12 protein-coding genes are annotated in these 14130 nt (G+C 68.0%); 3 read left to right on the forward strand and 9 right to left on the reverse strand.

Annotated features, from left to right (window positions below; all coding sequences use genetic code 11):
- The first annotated feature begins 74 nt into the window (after positions 1–74).
- From gltB to hemE, 3 genes are all read left to right on the forward strand, one after another.
- Entirely contained in the window at positions 75–4520 is a 4446-nt protein-coding gene (gene gltB, locus SZ55_RS13595; RefSeq protein WP_044406745.1) for a glutamate synthase large subunit, read from the forward strand.
- A gap of 113 nt (positions 4521–4633) precedes the next feature.
- Positions 4634–6052 (forward strand): FAD-dependent oxidoreductase, encoded by a 1419-nt coding sequence (locus SZ55_RS13600; protein WP_044406748.1) that lies wholly within the window; start codon positions 4634–4636, stop codon positions 6050–6052.
- Positions 6053–6315: 263 nt separating this feature from the next.
- Positions 6316–7383 (forward strand): uroporphyrinogen decarboxylase, encoded by a 1068-nt coding sequence (hemE, locus tag SZ55_RS13605; RefSeq protein WP_044406752.1) that lies wholly within the window; start codon positions 6316–6318, stop codon positions 7381–7383.
- Positions 7384–7787: 404 nt separating this feature from the next.
- On the opposite strand, the gene SZ55_RS13610 is transcribed toward hemE, so the two are convergent.
- From SZ55_RS13610 to SZ55_RS13650, 9 genes are all read right to left on the reverse strand, one after another.
- Positions 7788–8213 (reverse strand): hypothetical protein, encoded by a 426-nt coding sequence (locus tag SZ55_RS13610; protein WP_044406755.1) that lies wholly within the window; start codon positions 8211–8213, stop codon positions 7788–7790.
- A gap of 208 nt (positions 8214–8421) precedes the next feature.
- Positions 8422–8868: an excinuclease gene (locus tag SZ55_RS13615; RefSeq protein ID WP_044406758.1), complete on the reverse strand. Its 447-nt coding sequence runs from the start codon at positions 8866–8868 to the stop codon at positions 8422–8424.
- Between the two features lie 26 nt (positions 8869–8894).
- Positions 8895–9302, reverse strand: coding sequence for a hypothetical protein (locus SZ55_RS13620; protein ID WP_044406761.1), 408 nt, complete (start codon positions 9300–9302; stop codon positions 8895–8897).
- A gap of 14 nt (positions 9303–9316) precedes the next feature.
- Positions 9317–10543, reverse strand: coding sequence for a beta-ketoacyl-ACP synthase (locus SZ55_RS13625; protein ID WP_044406764.1), 1227 nt, complete (start codon positions 10541–10543; stop codon positions 9317–9319).
- Positions 10543–11271: a 3-oxoacyl-ACP reductase FabG gene (gene fabG / locus SZ55_RS13630; RefSeq protein WP_044406767.1), complete on the reverse strand. Its 729-nt coding sequence runs from the start codon at positions 11269–11271 to the stop codon at positions 10543–10545. Before fabG ends, SZ55_RS13625 begins: the two co-directional genes overlap by 1 nt.
- Entirely contained in the window at positions 11268–11717 is a 450-nt protein-coding gene (locus SZ55_RS13635; RefSeq protein WP_044406769.1) for an ApeP family dehydratase, read from the reverse strand. The genes fabG and SZ55_RS13635 overlap by 4 nt, the downstream gene beginning before the upstream one ends.
- The gene (locus tag SZ55_RS13640) at positions 11714–12901 is read right to left on the reverse strand and encodes a beta-ketoacyl-[acyl-carrier-protein] synthase family protein (protein WP_044406771.1); all 1188 of its coding nucleotides are present in this window, start codon (positions 12899–12901) and stop codon (positions 11714–11716) included. The genes SZ55_RS13635 and SZ55_RS13640 overlap by 4 nt, the downstream gene beginning before the upstream one ends.
- Entirely contained in the window at positions 12898–13395 is a 498-nt protein-coding gene (locus tag SZ55_RS13645; RefSeq protein WP_044406773.1) for a hypothetical protein, read from the reverse strand. Before SZ55_RS13645 ends, SZ55_RS13640 begins: the two co-directional genes overlap by 4 nt.
- Positions 13392–14126 (reverse strand): class I SAM-dependent methyltransferase, encoded by a 735-nt coding sequence (locus tag SZ55_RS13650; protein WP_044406776.1) that lies wholly within the window; start codon positions 14124–14126, stop codon positions 13392–13394. The genes SZ55_RS13645 and SZ55_RS13650 overlap by 4 nt, the downstream gene beginning before the upstream one ends.
- Positions 14127–14130: the final 4 nt, after the last annotated feature.

The raw sequence follows: 14130 nt of genomic DNA on the forward strand, positions 1-14130 counted from the left end.
GCGCGAGAGGTAAGTGGTTGAATTAAAAGAAATTCCGCCTCTAAAAAGAGGCTGCTCTGGTGAGAGTTCCCCCTATGAAAGCAGGTCTGTACCATCCTGATGAGTTCAAGGATAACTGCGGCTTCGGCCTGATCGCCCACATGCAGGGCGAGGCCAGTCACCATCTTCTGCAAACCGCGATCGAAGCACTGACCTGCATGACCCACCGCGGCGGTATCAACGCCGACGGCAAGACCGGCGACGGCTGTGGCCTGCTGATCCAGAAACCCGACCTGTTCCTGCGTGCCATCGCCAAGGAAACCTTCGGCGTCGACCTGCCCGGGCAATACGCCGTGGGCATGGTGTTCTTCAACCAGGACAACGCCCGTGCCGAGGTCGCTCGCGCGAACATGAACCGCGAGATTGAAGCCGCCGGCCTGCAGCTGGTCGGCTGGCGCAAGGTCCCGGTGGACACCAGCGTGCTCGGCCAACTGGCCCTGGAGCGCCTGCCGCAGATCGAGCAGGTGTTCATCGGCGGCGAAGGCCTGTCCGACCAGGAGATGGCGGTCAAGCTGTTCAGCGCGCGTCGTCGTTCGTCCGTGGCCAACGCCGCCGACGCCGACCACTACGTCTGCAGCTTCTCCAACAAGACCATCATCTACAAAGGCCTGATGATGCCGGCCGACCTGCAGCAGTTCTACCCGGACCTGGGTGACGAACGCCTGCAGACCGCCATCTGCGTCTTCCACCAGCGCTTCTCCACCAACACCCTGCCGAAGTGGCCGCTGGCACAGCCCTTCCGCTTCCTCGCCCACAACGGCGAGATCAACACCATCACCGGCAACCGCAACTGGGCCGTCGCCCGTCGCACCAAGTTCGCCAACGAGCAACTGCCCGACATCGACGAACTCGGCCCGCTGGTCAACCGTGTCGGTTCCGACTCCTCCAGCATGGACAACATGCTCGAACTGATGGTCACCGGCGGCATCGACCTGTTCCGTGGCGTGCGCATGATCATCCCGCCGGCCTGGCAGAACATGGAAACCATGGATGCCGACCTGCGTGCCTTCTACGAATACAACTCCATGCACATGGAGCCCTGGGACGGCCCCGCCGGCGTCGTGCTGACCGACGGCCGCCACGCCGTCTGCCTGCTCGACCGCAACGGCCTGCGCCCGGCCCGCTGGGTCACCACCAAGAACGGCTACATCACCCTCGCCTCCGAAATCGGCGTGTGGGACTACAAGCCCGAGGACGTCATCGCCAAGGGCCGCGTCGGCCCCGGCCAGATCCTCGCCGTCGACACCGAGACCGGCCAGATCCTCAACACCGAGGACATCGACAGCCGCCTCAAGTCGCGCCACCCCTACAAGCAGTGGCTGCGCCAGAGCGCCGTGCGCATCCAGGCCAAGCTCGACGACGACCACGGCGTCGCCAGCTACGACAGCGACCAGCTCAAGCAGTACATGAAGATGTTCCAGGTCACCTTCGAAGAGCGTGACCAGGTACTGCGCCCGCTCGCCGAACAGGGCCAGGAAGCGGTCGGCTCCATGGGCGACGACACCCCCATGGCCGTCCTGTCCAAGCGCGTGCGCTCCACCTACGACTACTTCCGCCAGCAGTTCGCGCAGGTCACCAACCCGCCGATCGACCCGCTGCGCGAAGCCATCGTCATGTCCCTGGAGATCTGCCTGGGCGCCGAGCGCAACATCTTCTCCGAGTCCCCGGCCCATGCCAGCCGCGTCATCCTCAGCAGCCCGGTGATTTCCCCGGCCAAGTGGCGCGCGCTGATGACCCTCGACCGCGAAGGTTTCGAGCGCCAGGTCATCGACCTCAACTACGACGAGTCCATCGGCCTCGAAGCCGCTGTGCGCAACATCGCCGACCAGGCCGAAGAAGCCGTGCGCGCCGGCAAGGTGCTGCTGGTCCTCACCGACCGCAACATCGCCCCCGGCAAGCTGCCCGCCCACGCCTCCCTGGCCGTCGGCGCCGTGCACCACCGCCTGGTGGAGCAGGGCCTGCGCTGCGACTGCAACATCCTGGTCGAGACCGCCACCGCCCGCGACCCGCACCACTTCGCTGTCCTGGTAGGCTTCGGCGCCTCCGCCGTCTACCCCTACCTCGCCTACGAAGTACTGGCCGACCTGATCCGCACCGGCGAAGTCCTCGGCGACCTCTACGAAGTCTTCAAGCACTACCGCAAAGGCATCTCCAAGGGCCTGCTGAAGATCCTCTCGAAGATGGGCATCTCCACCATCGCCTCCTACCGTGGCGCCCAGCTGTTCGAAGCCGTCGGCCTGGCCGACGAAGTCGTCGACCTCAGCTTCCGTGGCGTTGCCAGCCGCATCCAGGGCGCCCGCTTCGTCGACATCGAGAGCGAACAGAAGCTGCTCGCCCAGGAAGCCTGGAGCAACCGCAAGCCGATCCAGCAGGGCGGCCTGCTCAAGTTCGTCTACGGTGGCGAGTACCACGCCTACAACCCCGACGTGGTCAACACCCTGCAGGCCGCCGTGCAGCAGGGCAGCTACGAGACCTACAAGCAGTACAGCGCCCTGGTGGACCAGCGCCCGGTGTCCATGATCCGCGACCTGCTCAAGGTCAAGGAGAGCACCCAGCCCCTGTCCCTCGATGACGTCGAGCCCGTCGGCGACATCCTCAAGCGCTTCGACTCCGCCGGCATCTCCCTCGGCGCCCTCTCGCCCGAAGCCCACGAAGCCATCGCCGAGGCCATGAACCGCCTGGGCGCGCGCTCCAACTCCGGCGAGGGCGGCGAAGACCCGGCCCGCTACGGCACCGTGCGCAGCTCCAAGATCAAGCAGGTCGCCACCGGCCGCTTCGGCGTCACCCCCGAGTACCTGGTCAACGCCGAAGTGCTGCAGATCAAGGTCGCCCAGGGTGCCAAGCCCGGCGAAGGCGGCCAGCTGCCCGGCGGCAAGGTCAACGGCCTGATCGCCCGCCTGCGCTATGCCGTGCCCGGCGTCACCCTGATCTCGCCGCCGCCGCACCACGACATCTACTCCATCGAAGACCTGGCCCAGCTGATCTACGACCTCAAACAGGTCAACCCCCAGGCCCTGGTCTCGGTGAAGCTCGTGGCCGAGCCCGGCGTCGGCACCATCGCCGCCGGCGTGGCCAAGGCCTATGCCGACCTGATCACCATCTCCGGCTATGACGGCGGCACCGGCGCCTCCCCGCTGACCTCCATCAAGTACGCCGGCAGCCCGTGGGAACTGGGCCTCTCCGAAGCGCACCAGACCCTGCGTGGCAACGACCTGCGCGGCAAGGTCCGCGTGCAGACCGACGGCGGCCTGAAGACCGGCCTCGACGTCATCAAGGCCGCCATCCTCGGCGCCGAGAGCTTCGGCTTCGGCACCGCCCCGATGATCGCCCTGGGCTGCAAGTACCTGCGCATCTGCCACCTGAACAACTGCGCCACCGGCGTCGCCACCCAGAACGACAAGCTGCGCAAGGACCACTTCATCGGCACCGTCGAAATGGTGATGAACTTCTTCACCTACGTCGCCGAAGAAACCCGCGAGTGGCTGGCCCGCGTCGGCGTGCGCAGCCTCGGCGAACTGATCGGCCGCACCGACCTGCTGGACATCCTGCCGGGCGAAACCGCCAAGCAGGGCAACCTCGACCTCACCCCCCTGCTGGGCAGCGACCGCATCCCGGCCGACAAGCCCCAGTACTGCCAGGTGGACCGCAACCCGCCGTTCGACCCCGGCCTGCTGGCCGAGCGCATGTGGGACATGGCCAAGGGCGTCATCGAGAGCAAGTCCGGTGGCTGCTTCGACCTCACCATCGGCAACTGCGACCGCTCCATCGGCGCACGCATCTCCGGCGAGATCGCCCGCCGCTACGGCAACCAGGGCATGAAGGACACCCCCGTGACCTTCCGCTTCAAGGGCACCGCCGGCCAGAGCTTCGGCGTGTGGAACGCCGGCGGCCTGGACCTCTACCTCGAAGGCGACGCCAACGACTACGTCGGCAAGGGCATGACCGGCGGCAAGCTGGTTATCACCCCGCCCAAGGGCAGCCCGTTCAAGAGCCAGGAGTCGGCCATCATCGGCAACACCTGCCTCTACGGCGCCACCGGCGGCAAGCTGTTCGCCGCCGGCACCGCCGGCGAGCGCTTCGGCGTGCGCAACTCCGGCGCCCATGCCGTCGTGGAAGGCACCGGTGACCACTGCTGCGAATACATGACCGGCGGCTTCGTCTGCGTCCTCGGCAAGACCGGCTACAACTTCGGTTCCGGCATGACCGGCGGCTTCGCCTACGTGCTGGACATGGACAACAGCTTCGTTGACCGGGTCAACCACGAACTGGTGGAAATCCAGCGCATCAGCAACGAGTCCATGGAGGCCTACCGCAGCCACCTGCACAGCGTGCTGGTGGAGTACGTCAAGGAAACCTCCAGCGACTGGGGTGCCCACCTGCTGGAAAACCTGGACGACTACCTGCGCCGGTTCTGGCTGGTCAAGCCGAAGGCTGCGAACCTCGCGTCGCTGCTCTCCAGCACCCGAGCCAACCCGCAATAACAAGCGCCCGAGCCGCGAGCCCGCGCGTCACCGACGCCGGGCCCGCTGGCCAACCGTGATGAGTCTTGCAGCGTGCCGCCCTGACGTGCCGCTGCTGTTAAGAGGTTTTCCAAATGACTGAACGTCTGAACAACGACTTCCAGTTCATCGAGGTCGGGCGCAAGGATCCGAAGAAGAAACTGCTGCGCCAGCGCAAAAAGGAATTCGTCGAGATCTATGACACCTTCAAGCCCCAGCAGGCGGCCGACCAGGCCCACCGCTGCCTGGGCTGCGGCAACCCCTATTGCGAATGGAAGTGCCCGGTCCACAACTTCATCCCCAACTGGCTGAAGCTGGTCTCCGAAGGCAACATCCTCGCCGCCGCCGAACTGTCCCACCAGACCAACACCCTGCCCGAGGTCTGCGGCCGCGTCTGCCCGCAGGACCGTCTCTGCGAAGGGGCCTGCACCCTCAACGACGGCTTCGGCGCGGTCACCATCGGCTCGGTGGAGAAGTACATCACCGACACCGCCTTCGCCATGGGCTGGCGCCCTGACATGTCCAAGGTCAAGCCCACCGGCAAGCGCGTCGCCGTCATCGGCGCCGGCCCGGCCGGCCTCGGCTGTGCCGACGTCCTGGTGCGCAACGGCGTGACCCCCGTGGTGTTCGACAAGAACCCCGAGATCGGTGGCCTGCTGACCTTCGGCATCCCCGAGTTCAAGCTCGAGAAGCATGTCCTCAGCCGTCGCCGCGAAGTCTTCACCGGCATGGGCATCGAGTTCCGCCTCAACACCGAAGTCGGCAAGGACATCACCATGGAGCAGCTGCTCGGTGAGTTCGATGCCGTGTTCATGGGCATGGGCACCTACACCTACATGAAGGGCGGCTTCCCCGGCGAAGACCTGCCCGGCGTGCATGACGCGCTGGACTTCCTCATCGCCAACGTCAACCGCAACCTCGGCTTCGAGAAGTCCCCCGAGGACTTCGTCGACATGAAGGGCAAGCGCGTCGTCGTCCTCGGCGGCGGCGACACCGCCATGGACTGCAACCGCACCTCCATCCGCCAGGGCGCCAAGGCCGTCACCTGTGCCTACCGCCGTGACGAAGAGAACATGCCCGGCTCGCGCAAAGAGGTGAAGAACGCCAAGGAAGAGGGCGTGAAGTTCCTCTTCAACCGCCAGCCCATCGCCATCGTCGGCGACGGCAAGGTGGAAGGCGTCAAGGTCGTCGAAACCCGCCTCGGCGAGCCCGACGCCCGTGGCCGCCGCAGCCCCGAGCCGATCCCCGGTTCCGAAGAGATCATCCCGACCGAAGCCGTGCTGATCGCCTTCGGCTTCCGTCCCAGCCCGGCGCCGTGGTTCGAGCAGTTCGACATCCGCATCGACAGCCAGGGTCGCGTCGTCGCCCCGGCCCAGGCGCAGTACAAGCACCAGACCAGCAACCCCAAGGTCTTCGCCGGTGGCGACATGGTGCGCGGCTCCGACCTGGTGGTCACCGCGATCTTCGAAGGCCGCACCGCCGCCGAAGGCATCCTCGACTACCTGGGCGTTTAAGCGGCAAGCCACACGCCGCCAGTGCGCAGGGTGGATGCCGCTCTTGGCATCCACCAGGCGGAGTGGCCGGTGAACACGGAAGGTGGACCGATAAAGCGCGGTCCCCCCTGCAGGCCACGTGGGCCGACGGGGCGCCAACTGCCCCTCGGCCTGTAGCCCTTCGCCGCGACATTCTGTCGCGAAAGACAAAAGGCACGGCACCCGCCGTGCCTTTTGCGTTGGGCTTTGCGAAAATGCCGGCACTTTTTTGCTGGGAACCTGCCATGACCGCTCTGAAGAACGACCGCTTCCTTCGCGCCCTGCTCAAGCAGCCCGTCGACGTCACCCCCGTCTGGATGATGCGCCAGGCCGGTCGTTACCTGCCCGAGTACCGCGCCACCCGCGCCAAGGCCGGTGACTTCATGAGCCTGTGCATGAACCCGCAACTGGCCTGCGAAGTGACCCTGCAGCCCCTGGACCGCTACCCGCAGCTGGACGCGGCCATCCTCTTCTCCGACATCCTCACCATCCCCGACGCCATGGGCCAGGGCCTGTACTTCGAGACCGGCGAAGGCCCGCGCTTCCGCAAGGTGATCAACACCCGCGCCGACATCGACGCCCTGCCCATCCCCGACGCCGAGGAAGACCTGGGCTACGTCATGGACGCCGTGCGCACCATCCGTCGCGAACTCGATGGCCGCGTCCCGCTGATCGGCTTCTCCGGCAGCCCCTGGACGCTCGCCACCTACATGGTCGAAGGCGGCTCCAGCCGCGACTTCCGCAAATCCAAGGCCATGCTCTACAACGACCCGCAGGCCATGCACGCCCTGCTGGACAAGCTGGCCCGCTCGGTCACCACCTACCTCAACGGCCAGATCCTCGCCGGCGCCCAGGCCGTGCAGATCTTCGACTCCTGGGGCGGCGCCCTCTCCGCAGCGGCCTACCAGGAATTCTCCCTGGCCTACATGAAGCAGATCGTCGACGGCCTGATCCGCGAGCACGAAGGCCGCCGCATCCCCGTCATCCTCTTCACCAAGGGCGGCGGCCTGTGGCTGGAGTCCATGGCCGACACCGGCGCCGAAGCCCTCGGCCTGGACTGGACCTGCGACATCGGCAGCGCCCGCGCCCGGGTCGGCGGCAAGGTCGCCCTGCAGGGCAACATGGACCCGTCCGTGCTCTACGCCAGCCCCACCGCCATCCGCAACGAAGTCAGCCGCATCCTCGCCGCCTACGGCCAGGGCACCGGCCATGTCTTCAACCTCGGCCACGGCATCACCCCCGAAGTGGACCCGGCCCACGCCGGCGCCTTCTTTGAAGCCGTCCACGAGCTGTCGGCCCAGTACCACGGCTGATCGCCATCCCAATGGAAAAGGCCGCATCAGCGGCCTTTTTCATGGACGTGTCTTTGTCGGGCGTGGCTCAAGGTCGGGTGCCCAGCTTGTTAGCGAGTTCTGCTGGTGTTTTTGGTTTCGCCCTCCCGGGCGAGTCCCTTTTCCAGTCGCTGGATCGCCAGCCCGGTGAAAAGGAACCAAAAAACTTGCCCCTGCATCCGGCCCGACTACGTCGGGTTCCCTCACTTCGTCGCCGCTCCAGGGGCCGCGCTGACGGGCCATCCCTGGCCCGACAGCGCTCTCGCGACATCCATGTCGCTCAACCCCTTTCACGACGACTGCGTTCGGCCTTCTGAAGGGGCGTTGTCCCCGCCCCACCTTCCGAGCGGCAGACATAAAGAGTGCGCACTGAGCTTGGGGTTGGATCAGTAAGCCGTGTAGCGCTCCTCCACCTGGCGCCGCTGCAGCGTGTATTCCTTCAGGTCGATCTCGTTGCCCGCCAGTTTCGCGTCCAGCTCGTCCAGCGCCTTCTTGCGCTGCCGTTCGATGTGGGTACGGGTGGCCTGGTAGTTGATGGAGCGCGACGCCTCGTAGCCGCTGACCGGGTCCCAGAGGATCGACAGCGGCCACAGCAGCAGGTTGACCACCCCGAAGCCGTACTCCCGCCCGTAGAACGACCCGCCGCCCGGCAGCAGGCCCAAACCCGCGCCCAGGCCCGGGTTCTTTTCCTGCACCGCCATGCCGCGGGCTTCGTAGTGGTCCAGCTCGGCCTTCTGCACCGAGTTCAGGCCGGTGGCGCAACCGGTGGTGAGGGCGAGGGCCAGGGTGGCGATGGCAAAACGTACACGCACGGCTTGTTCCTTCTTGTTGGAGTTTGGAGACCCGCAAGCGCGGGGCCGCGAGGCTAGCACGGGGTCCTGGGGCACCCGGGCGTAGGGCCTTGAAGGAAATTTCCGAGGATCAGGCGTGTATCGGCAGGCCCTTGGAGGGCGGCCGAACCAGCCGCCGCCGGAAAGCAAAAAGGCCGCACAAGGCGGCCTCTTTTCCCGGCAGTGCGGCTTACTTGACGTTGGCCACCTTGCCCTTCAGGGCAACGCCTGCCATCAGCGCACCGGCGTGGCACTCGTACTTGGCGCTGTCCTTGTATTCCTTGTTCTTGTAGTTGCTGGCGATGTCGACCACCGCGTTGGCACCGGCGGACTTGGCCGCGTTCTGCAGGCGGATCAGCGCCGATTGCAGGGCCCAGCGGCAGGCTTCCTCGTCGGTCTTGTTGAAGGCGTTGGTCTTCTGGCTGGTGGTCACGTTCGGGTTGATCACCGTCACCTGGCCCGCCGGGGTGTTGCCCGCCAGGTAGAACTTCACGGTGCCGTCCAGGCGGCCGGCCTGCACGGCCTCGGCGACCACGGAGTTGAAGTCGAGGAAGTGCGTCGTATCGCGGGCTTGGCTGATGCCCGGCAGCAGGGTGGCGGTGAGCAGGGCTACGGCGGTCCAGGTCTTGCGTTGCATGGTCGTCTCCTTGACGGCTTTTGGGGTCATTGTCCGGCGATCGCTGCGCGGGTCTGGATCTCGCGCAGGATGGTGTTGCTGAGGTTGTTCACCCAGCGGTTGTAGTTGCGGTGGATCTCGCCGTTCTCGTAGTTCAGCCCGCTGCTGTTGCGGTACTGGATATCGAAGTCCAGGGGGCTGTAGGCGATGGCGATCTCCGCGCGATGACGGTTGCGCACATTGATGCTGGCGCTGATCTCGGTCGGCGTGACGCGGGTCGGCGTCCAGTCGCGGGCCTGCAGCGCCGCGAGGATGGCCGCCTGCATCTGCGACTGGCTCACGTTCAGGCTCGGCGGCACCGGCTCGTGGGGGTTCAGGACCGGGCGCTGGGTGCTGCAGCCGGTGGCCAGTGCCAGGGCCAGCGCGAGGACGGCGAGGGGACGTGTTCCTTGCATCGTGGGGCTCCGTGTCAGCGCCAGCGACGGAAGATCAACGAGGTGTTGACCCCGCCGAAGGCGAAGTTGTTGTTCATCACGTACTCGTTGCTCATCTGGCGCGGGCCGTCGCGCAGGTAGTCCAGCTCGCCGCAGGCCGGGTCCACCGCGTCCAGGTTGAGGGTGTGGATGTACTGGTCGCGGTTCATCATCTCGATGCTGAACCAGGACTCCAGCGCGCCGCAGGCACCCAGCGTGTGGCCGAGGAAGCTCTTCTGCGAGCTGATGGGCATCTGCGCACCGAACAGGCTGCTGGTGGCCAGGGTCTCCGCCACGTCGCCCTGCTCGGTGGCGGTGCCGTGGCCGTTCACGTAGCCGATGGCCGAAGGCGGCAGGCCCGCGTCCTGCAAGGCCAGCTCCATCGCCCCGCGCATGGTCGCCTGCTCCGGCTTGGTGGTGTGCTGGCCATCGGCGTTGCAGCCGAAGCCGACGATCTCGGCGTGGATCCGCGCCCCACGGGCCAGGGCATGCTCCAGTTCCTCCAGCACCAGGATGCCGGCGCCCTCGCCGATCACCAGGCCGTCGCGGCCGGTGTCGTAGGGGCGCGGCGAGGTGTGCGGCGCATCGTTCTTCAGGCTGGTGGCGTAGAGCGCATCGAACACCATCGCCTCGGTGGGGCAGAGCTCCTCCGCACCGCCGGCCAGCATCATCGGCAGGCGGCCGAACTTGATCGCCTCGTAGGCGTAGCCGATGCCCTGGCTGCCGCTGGTGCAGGCGCTGGAGGTGGGGATCAGCCGGCCCTTGAGGCCGAAGAAGATGCTGATATTGGCCGCCGCCGTGTGCGGCATCATGCGCACGTAGGAGTTGGCGTTGAGGCCGTCGGCCACCGAGTTCAGCAGCATGTTGCCGAAGGCCTTGATCTCCTCGGTGCTGCCGGTGGACGACCCGCAGGCCACGCCCATGCGCCCGTCACGGATGCGCTCGTCGCCCGCCAGCCCGGCATCCGCCAGGGCCCGCTCGGCGGCGTAGACCGACAGCTTCGAGACCCGCCCCATGCTGCGCATCTGCTTGCGGGTCCAGTGCGACGGCGTGGTGAAGCCGTCGATGGGCCCGGCCAGGCGGGTGTTCAGCTCGGCGAAGCGGTCCCACTCGTCCATCCGGCGGATACCGCTGCGGTTGGCCGTGAAATGGCTCCAGATACTGTCCCAGTCGTCGCCCAGGGAGGTGATGCCGGCCATGCCGGTGACCACTACACGTTTCATCAGCACAGCCCACCGTTCACAGCGAGGACCTGCCGGGTGATGTAGCCGGCCTCCTCGGACATCAGGAAATTCACCGCACCGGCCACTTCTTCCGGCGTGCCCATGCGCTGGGCCGGGATCATCTTGAGGATCTCCTCCACCGGCACCCGCTCATCGAGGATCTCGGTGTCGATCAGCCCCGGCGCCACGCAGTTGACCGTGATGCGGCGCTTGGCCAGCTCGATGGCCAGCGCCTTGGCGGCACCGATCACCCCGGCCTTGGAGGCGCTGTAATTGACCTGCCCGCGGTTGCCCACCAGCCCCGACACCGAGGTGATGCAGACGATGCGCCCCGGCTTGCGGCGACGGATCATCGGCATGCTCAGCGGGTGCAGCACGTTGTAGAAGCCGTCCAGGTTGGTGCGCAGCACGCTGTCCCAGTCCTCGTCGGTCAGCGCCGGGAAGGCGCCGTCGCGGGTCAGGCCGGCGTTGCACACCACCCCGTAGTAGGCGCCGTGGGCTTCCACGTCGGCCTCCAGCTGCTCGCGGCAGGCGGCGCGGTCGGAAACGTCGAACTGCAGCACCCGGGCGCTGCGGCCCAGGGCTTCGATCTCGGCCTTCACCGCCTCGGCCTCGTCGCGGCGCGAGCGGCAATGCAGCACCAGGTCGTAGCCCGAGCGCGCCAGGCGCAGGGCGATGGCGCGGCCGATGCCGCGGCTGGAGCCGGTGACCAGGATGGTCTCGGTCATGCTTGGGGTTCCTCCAGGTAGCTCGCCACCTGCGGCGGACGGAAGACGTTGAGGCGGGCGAAGGCCTCGACGCCCGGCCCGGTCAGGCGGCATTCGAAGACGCCCATGCCGCTGTCGTCCTGCAGGGAGCGGGTGGCGGTAATGTGCAGGTCCACGCCGGCCGGGAAGCGGTCGACGTTGCATTGGTAGTGGCGGGTGCCGAGCAGAAAGCCCAGCTCCACCGGTTGTCCCGCCTGACGGGCCTGGCAGCCGGCGTAGGCGGCGATGCTCTGGGCCATCAGTTCCACGCCGACCCAGGCCGGCAGGCTGCCGTCGTCCTGGGTGAACAACCCCGGGCGCACGGTCAGGCGGGTTTCCACGTCCTCATCGCCGAAGCGCAGGACCTGGTCGATCAGGATCATGTCCCCGGCATGGGGGACCAGTTCGGCTATCGGCCAATCGCTCATGGCGCGTCTCCGAGAATCAGGCTGATGTTGCTGCCGCCGAAAGCGAAGGAGTTGCTCATCAGGTGGCGCGGGCGCTGGGCGGGCAGGCGCGAGGCCCCGTCCACCAGGCGTAGGGCCGGCAGCTCGGGGTCGGGCTCGCCGTCCCAGCGGTGGGGCGGCAGGCGGTGCTCCGGGTTCCATGGGCTCAGGGCCAGCCAGCAGAAGGCCGCCTCCAGGGCCCCGGCGGCGCCCAGGGTGTGGCCGGTCAGCGGCTTGGTGGACGAAGCCGGCACGCCCTCGGGGAACACCGCCGTGGTGGCCAGGCTCTCCATCGCATCGTTGTGCTGGGTGGCCGTGCCGTGCAGGTTCAGGTAGTCGATCGCCGACGGCTCCAGCCCGGCATCGACCAGGGCCTGGCGCATCGCGCGCTGGGCCCCCAGGCCGCTGGGCTCGGGGGCGGAGATGTGGTGCGCATCGGAGCCGGCACCCGCGCCCAACAGGGCGATGCCGCCGGCGTCGCGCTCCATCAGGAACAGCGCCGCGCCCTCGCCGATGTTGATGCCCCGGCGGTTGCGCGAGAGCGGGTTGCACAGGCTGTCGGAGACCGCCTCCAGCGCGGCGAAGCCGTTCAGGGTCAGCCCGCACAGCGAGTCCACCCCGCCGCACACCACCGCATCGCACACCCCCAGCTGCAGCAGGCGGCGCGCGCTGAGCAGGGCCCGGGCGCTGGAGGTGCAGGCGGTGGAAATGCAGTAGGCCGGCCCGGCGCTGCCCAGCCAGGCCGCCAGGAAGGCCGCCGGCGCCACCAGTTCCTGCTGGGCGTAGCGGTAGTCCGCCGGCAGGGCGCCGGTGCGCAGCTGCTCACCGATGCCCAGGCTGGCTTCCTGGATGCCCGAGGTGCTGGTGCCCAGCACCACGCCCACCCGTGCCGCGCCATGGCGGGCCACGGCGGCGCGCAGTTCCGGCTCGATCTCCAGGGCAGCGGCCAGCAGCAGGCGGTTGTTGCGGCTGTCGCAGGCGGCCAGCTCGGCCGGCAGCGCCGGCAGTTCGGCGTCCACCGCGCCGAGGGTCAGGGTGCGCTCGGGCACCCAGTCGGCGTGGGGGCGCATGCCGGCGGTGTCGCCGGCCAGGAGGTTGCGGGCCACGGCGGCCTTGCCCTGGCCCAGGGCACAGACCAGGCCCAGTGCGTTGAGGGATGCGGTCATCGAGGCTCCTCGCCCGTCAGCGGGCTGATGCGGTAATGCGGTCCTTCGCGGCGTTGCAGGTCGAACTGCAGGGGCGTGCGGTAGGCCACCCGCCAGCGGCCATCCAGCTCGCGGCTGCCGTCGGCGCCCACCTGCTGGGGAATGCCGGCGTAGACGCGGGGCAGGGCCTCGGAAGGCACCAGCGCGTAGAGCAGCGCGGCGAACAGCTCGCGGGCTTCGGGGTTGGGCGGCAGCAGGCCGTCGTTGTGCCAGGCGCCGGCCTCCAGGCGCTGGCGCGCCAGGGGCACGCCCAGCGGGTCGAACAGCGACCAGCGCAGCACGCCGCCCTCGTCCTGCACCACCAGCAGCCAGTCGCGCTGCTCGCCCTGGGCCTCCCGTGCCACGTGCAGCGACAGCGGCAGCCCCAGCGGCGGCACGCGCGCCGGCACCGGGGTGGTCCCGGCACAGGCGGCCAGCAGCAGGCAGGCCAGCAGGGTCAGCGCGCGCCAGGTCATGCTGCCGGTGCCTCCAGGGGCTTGCGGGCCACCAGGTTCACCAGCGTCTCGTTGCGCTGCCCGGGCGGGGGCGGCGTGCGCAGGCCCCAGCGCTCCAGCAGGCCGAAGTCGCTGGAGCGGCTCCACCACAGGTACGGGTAGGAGACGTTGCGCGGCTCGAACACGAAGCCCTGGCCGCGCACCATCGCCTCGTACTCGGCGGCGGTGCGCTGCACGTGCATCGGGTGGCGGAACAGCCAGCGGATCACCCAGGTGTCGATGTAGTAGCGCGTGGACTCGGCGAACAGCAGGTAGCCGCCCGGCTTCAGCACCCGCCAGAACTCCGCCAGGGCACGCTCCTGCTCCACCAGGTGGTGGAAGGTCTGGTGGCAGAACAGCAGGTCCACGCTGGCGTCCGGCAGCTGCAGTTCGGCGCAGTCGCTGGCCAGCAGCTCCACCGCCAGCCCCTGGCGCTCGGCTTCGGCGCGGGCACAGTCGAGGCTGTGCGGGTCGGCATCCAGGCCGATCATCCGCGCCGGCGCGAAGGCGTCCGCCAGCAGGCGGAAGGACTTGCCCTGGCCGCAGCCGGCGTCCAGCAGCACCGGCGCCTCCGGCAGCGGCGCGTGGAACAGGCCCTTGAGGTCGTTGATCGCCACCCGCAGCACGTGGTGCTCCCAGGTGTGGCTCTGCAGGAACCAGAAGCCGAAGCGGGTTTCCTCGACGTAGGTGGCGGCGGCGCGCTGCATGCTCATGGCC

Origin of the sequence: Pseudomonas sp. FeS53a, assembly GCF_000931385.1 — a bacterium.
Lineage (GTDB): Bacteria > Pseudomonadota > Gammaproteobacteria > Pseudomonadales > Pseudomonadaceae > Metapseudomonas > Metapseudomonas otitidis.

Coding starts and splice junctions, on each gene's coding strand:
- SZ55_RS13625 (WP_044406764.1), bottom strand. CDS start 10,543: ATGAAACGTGTAGTGGTCACCGGCATGGCCGGCATCACCTCCCTGGGC.
- fabG (WP_044406767.1), bottom strand. CDS start 11,271: ATGACCGAGACCATCCTGGTCACCGGCTCCAGCCGCGGCATCGGCCGC.
- SZ55_RS13650 (WP_044406776.1), bottom strand. CDS start 14,126: ATGAGCATGCAGCGCGCCGCCGCCACCTACGTCGAGGAAACCCGCTTC.
- SZ55_RS13620 (WP_044406761.1), bottom strand. CDS start 9,302: ATGCAAGGAACACGTCCCCTCGCCGTCCTCGCGCTGGCCCTGGCACTG.
- hemE (WP_044406752.1), top strand. CDS start 6,316: ATGACCGCTCTGAAGAACGACCGCTTCCTTCGCGCCCTGCTCAAGCAG.
- SZ55_RS13645 (WP_044406773.1), bottom strand. CDS start 13,395: ATGACCTGGCGCGCGCTGACCCTGCTGGCCTGCCTGCTGCTGGCCGCC.
- SZ55_RS13600 (WP_044406748.1), top strand. CDS start 4,634: ATGACTGAACGTCTGAACAACGACTTCCAGTTCATCGAGGTCGGGCGC.
- SZ55_RS13635 (WP_044406769.1), bottom strand. CDS start 11,717: ATGAGCGATTGGCCGATAGCCGAACTGGTCCCCCATGCCGGGGACATG.
- gltB (WP_044406745.1), top strand. CDS start 75: ATGAAAGCAGGTCTGTACCATCCTGATGAGTTCAAGGATAACTGCGGC.
- SZ55_RS13615 (WP_044406758.1), bottom strand. CDS start 8,868: ATGCAACGCAAGACCTGGACCGCCGTAGCCCTGCTCACCGCCACCCTG.
- SZ55_RS13640 (WP_044406771.1), bottom strand. CDS start 12,901: ATGACCGCATCCCTCAACGCACTGGGCCTGGTCTGTGCCCTGGGCCAG.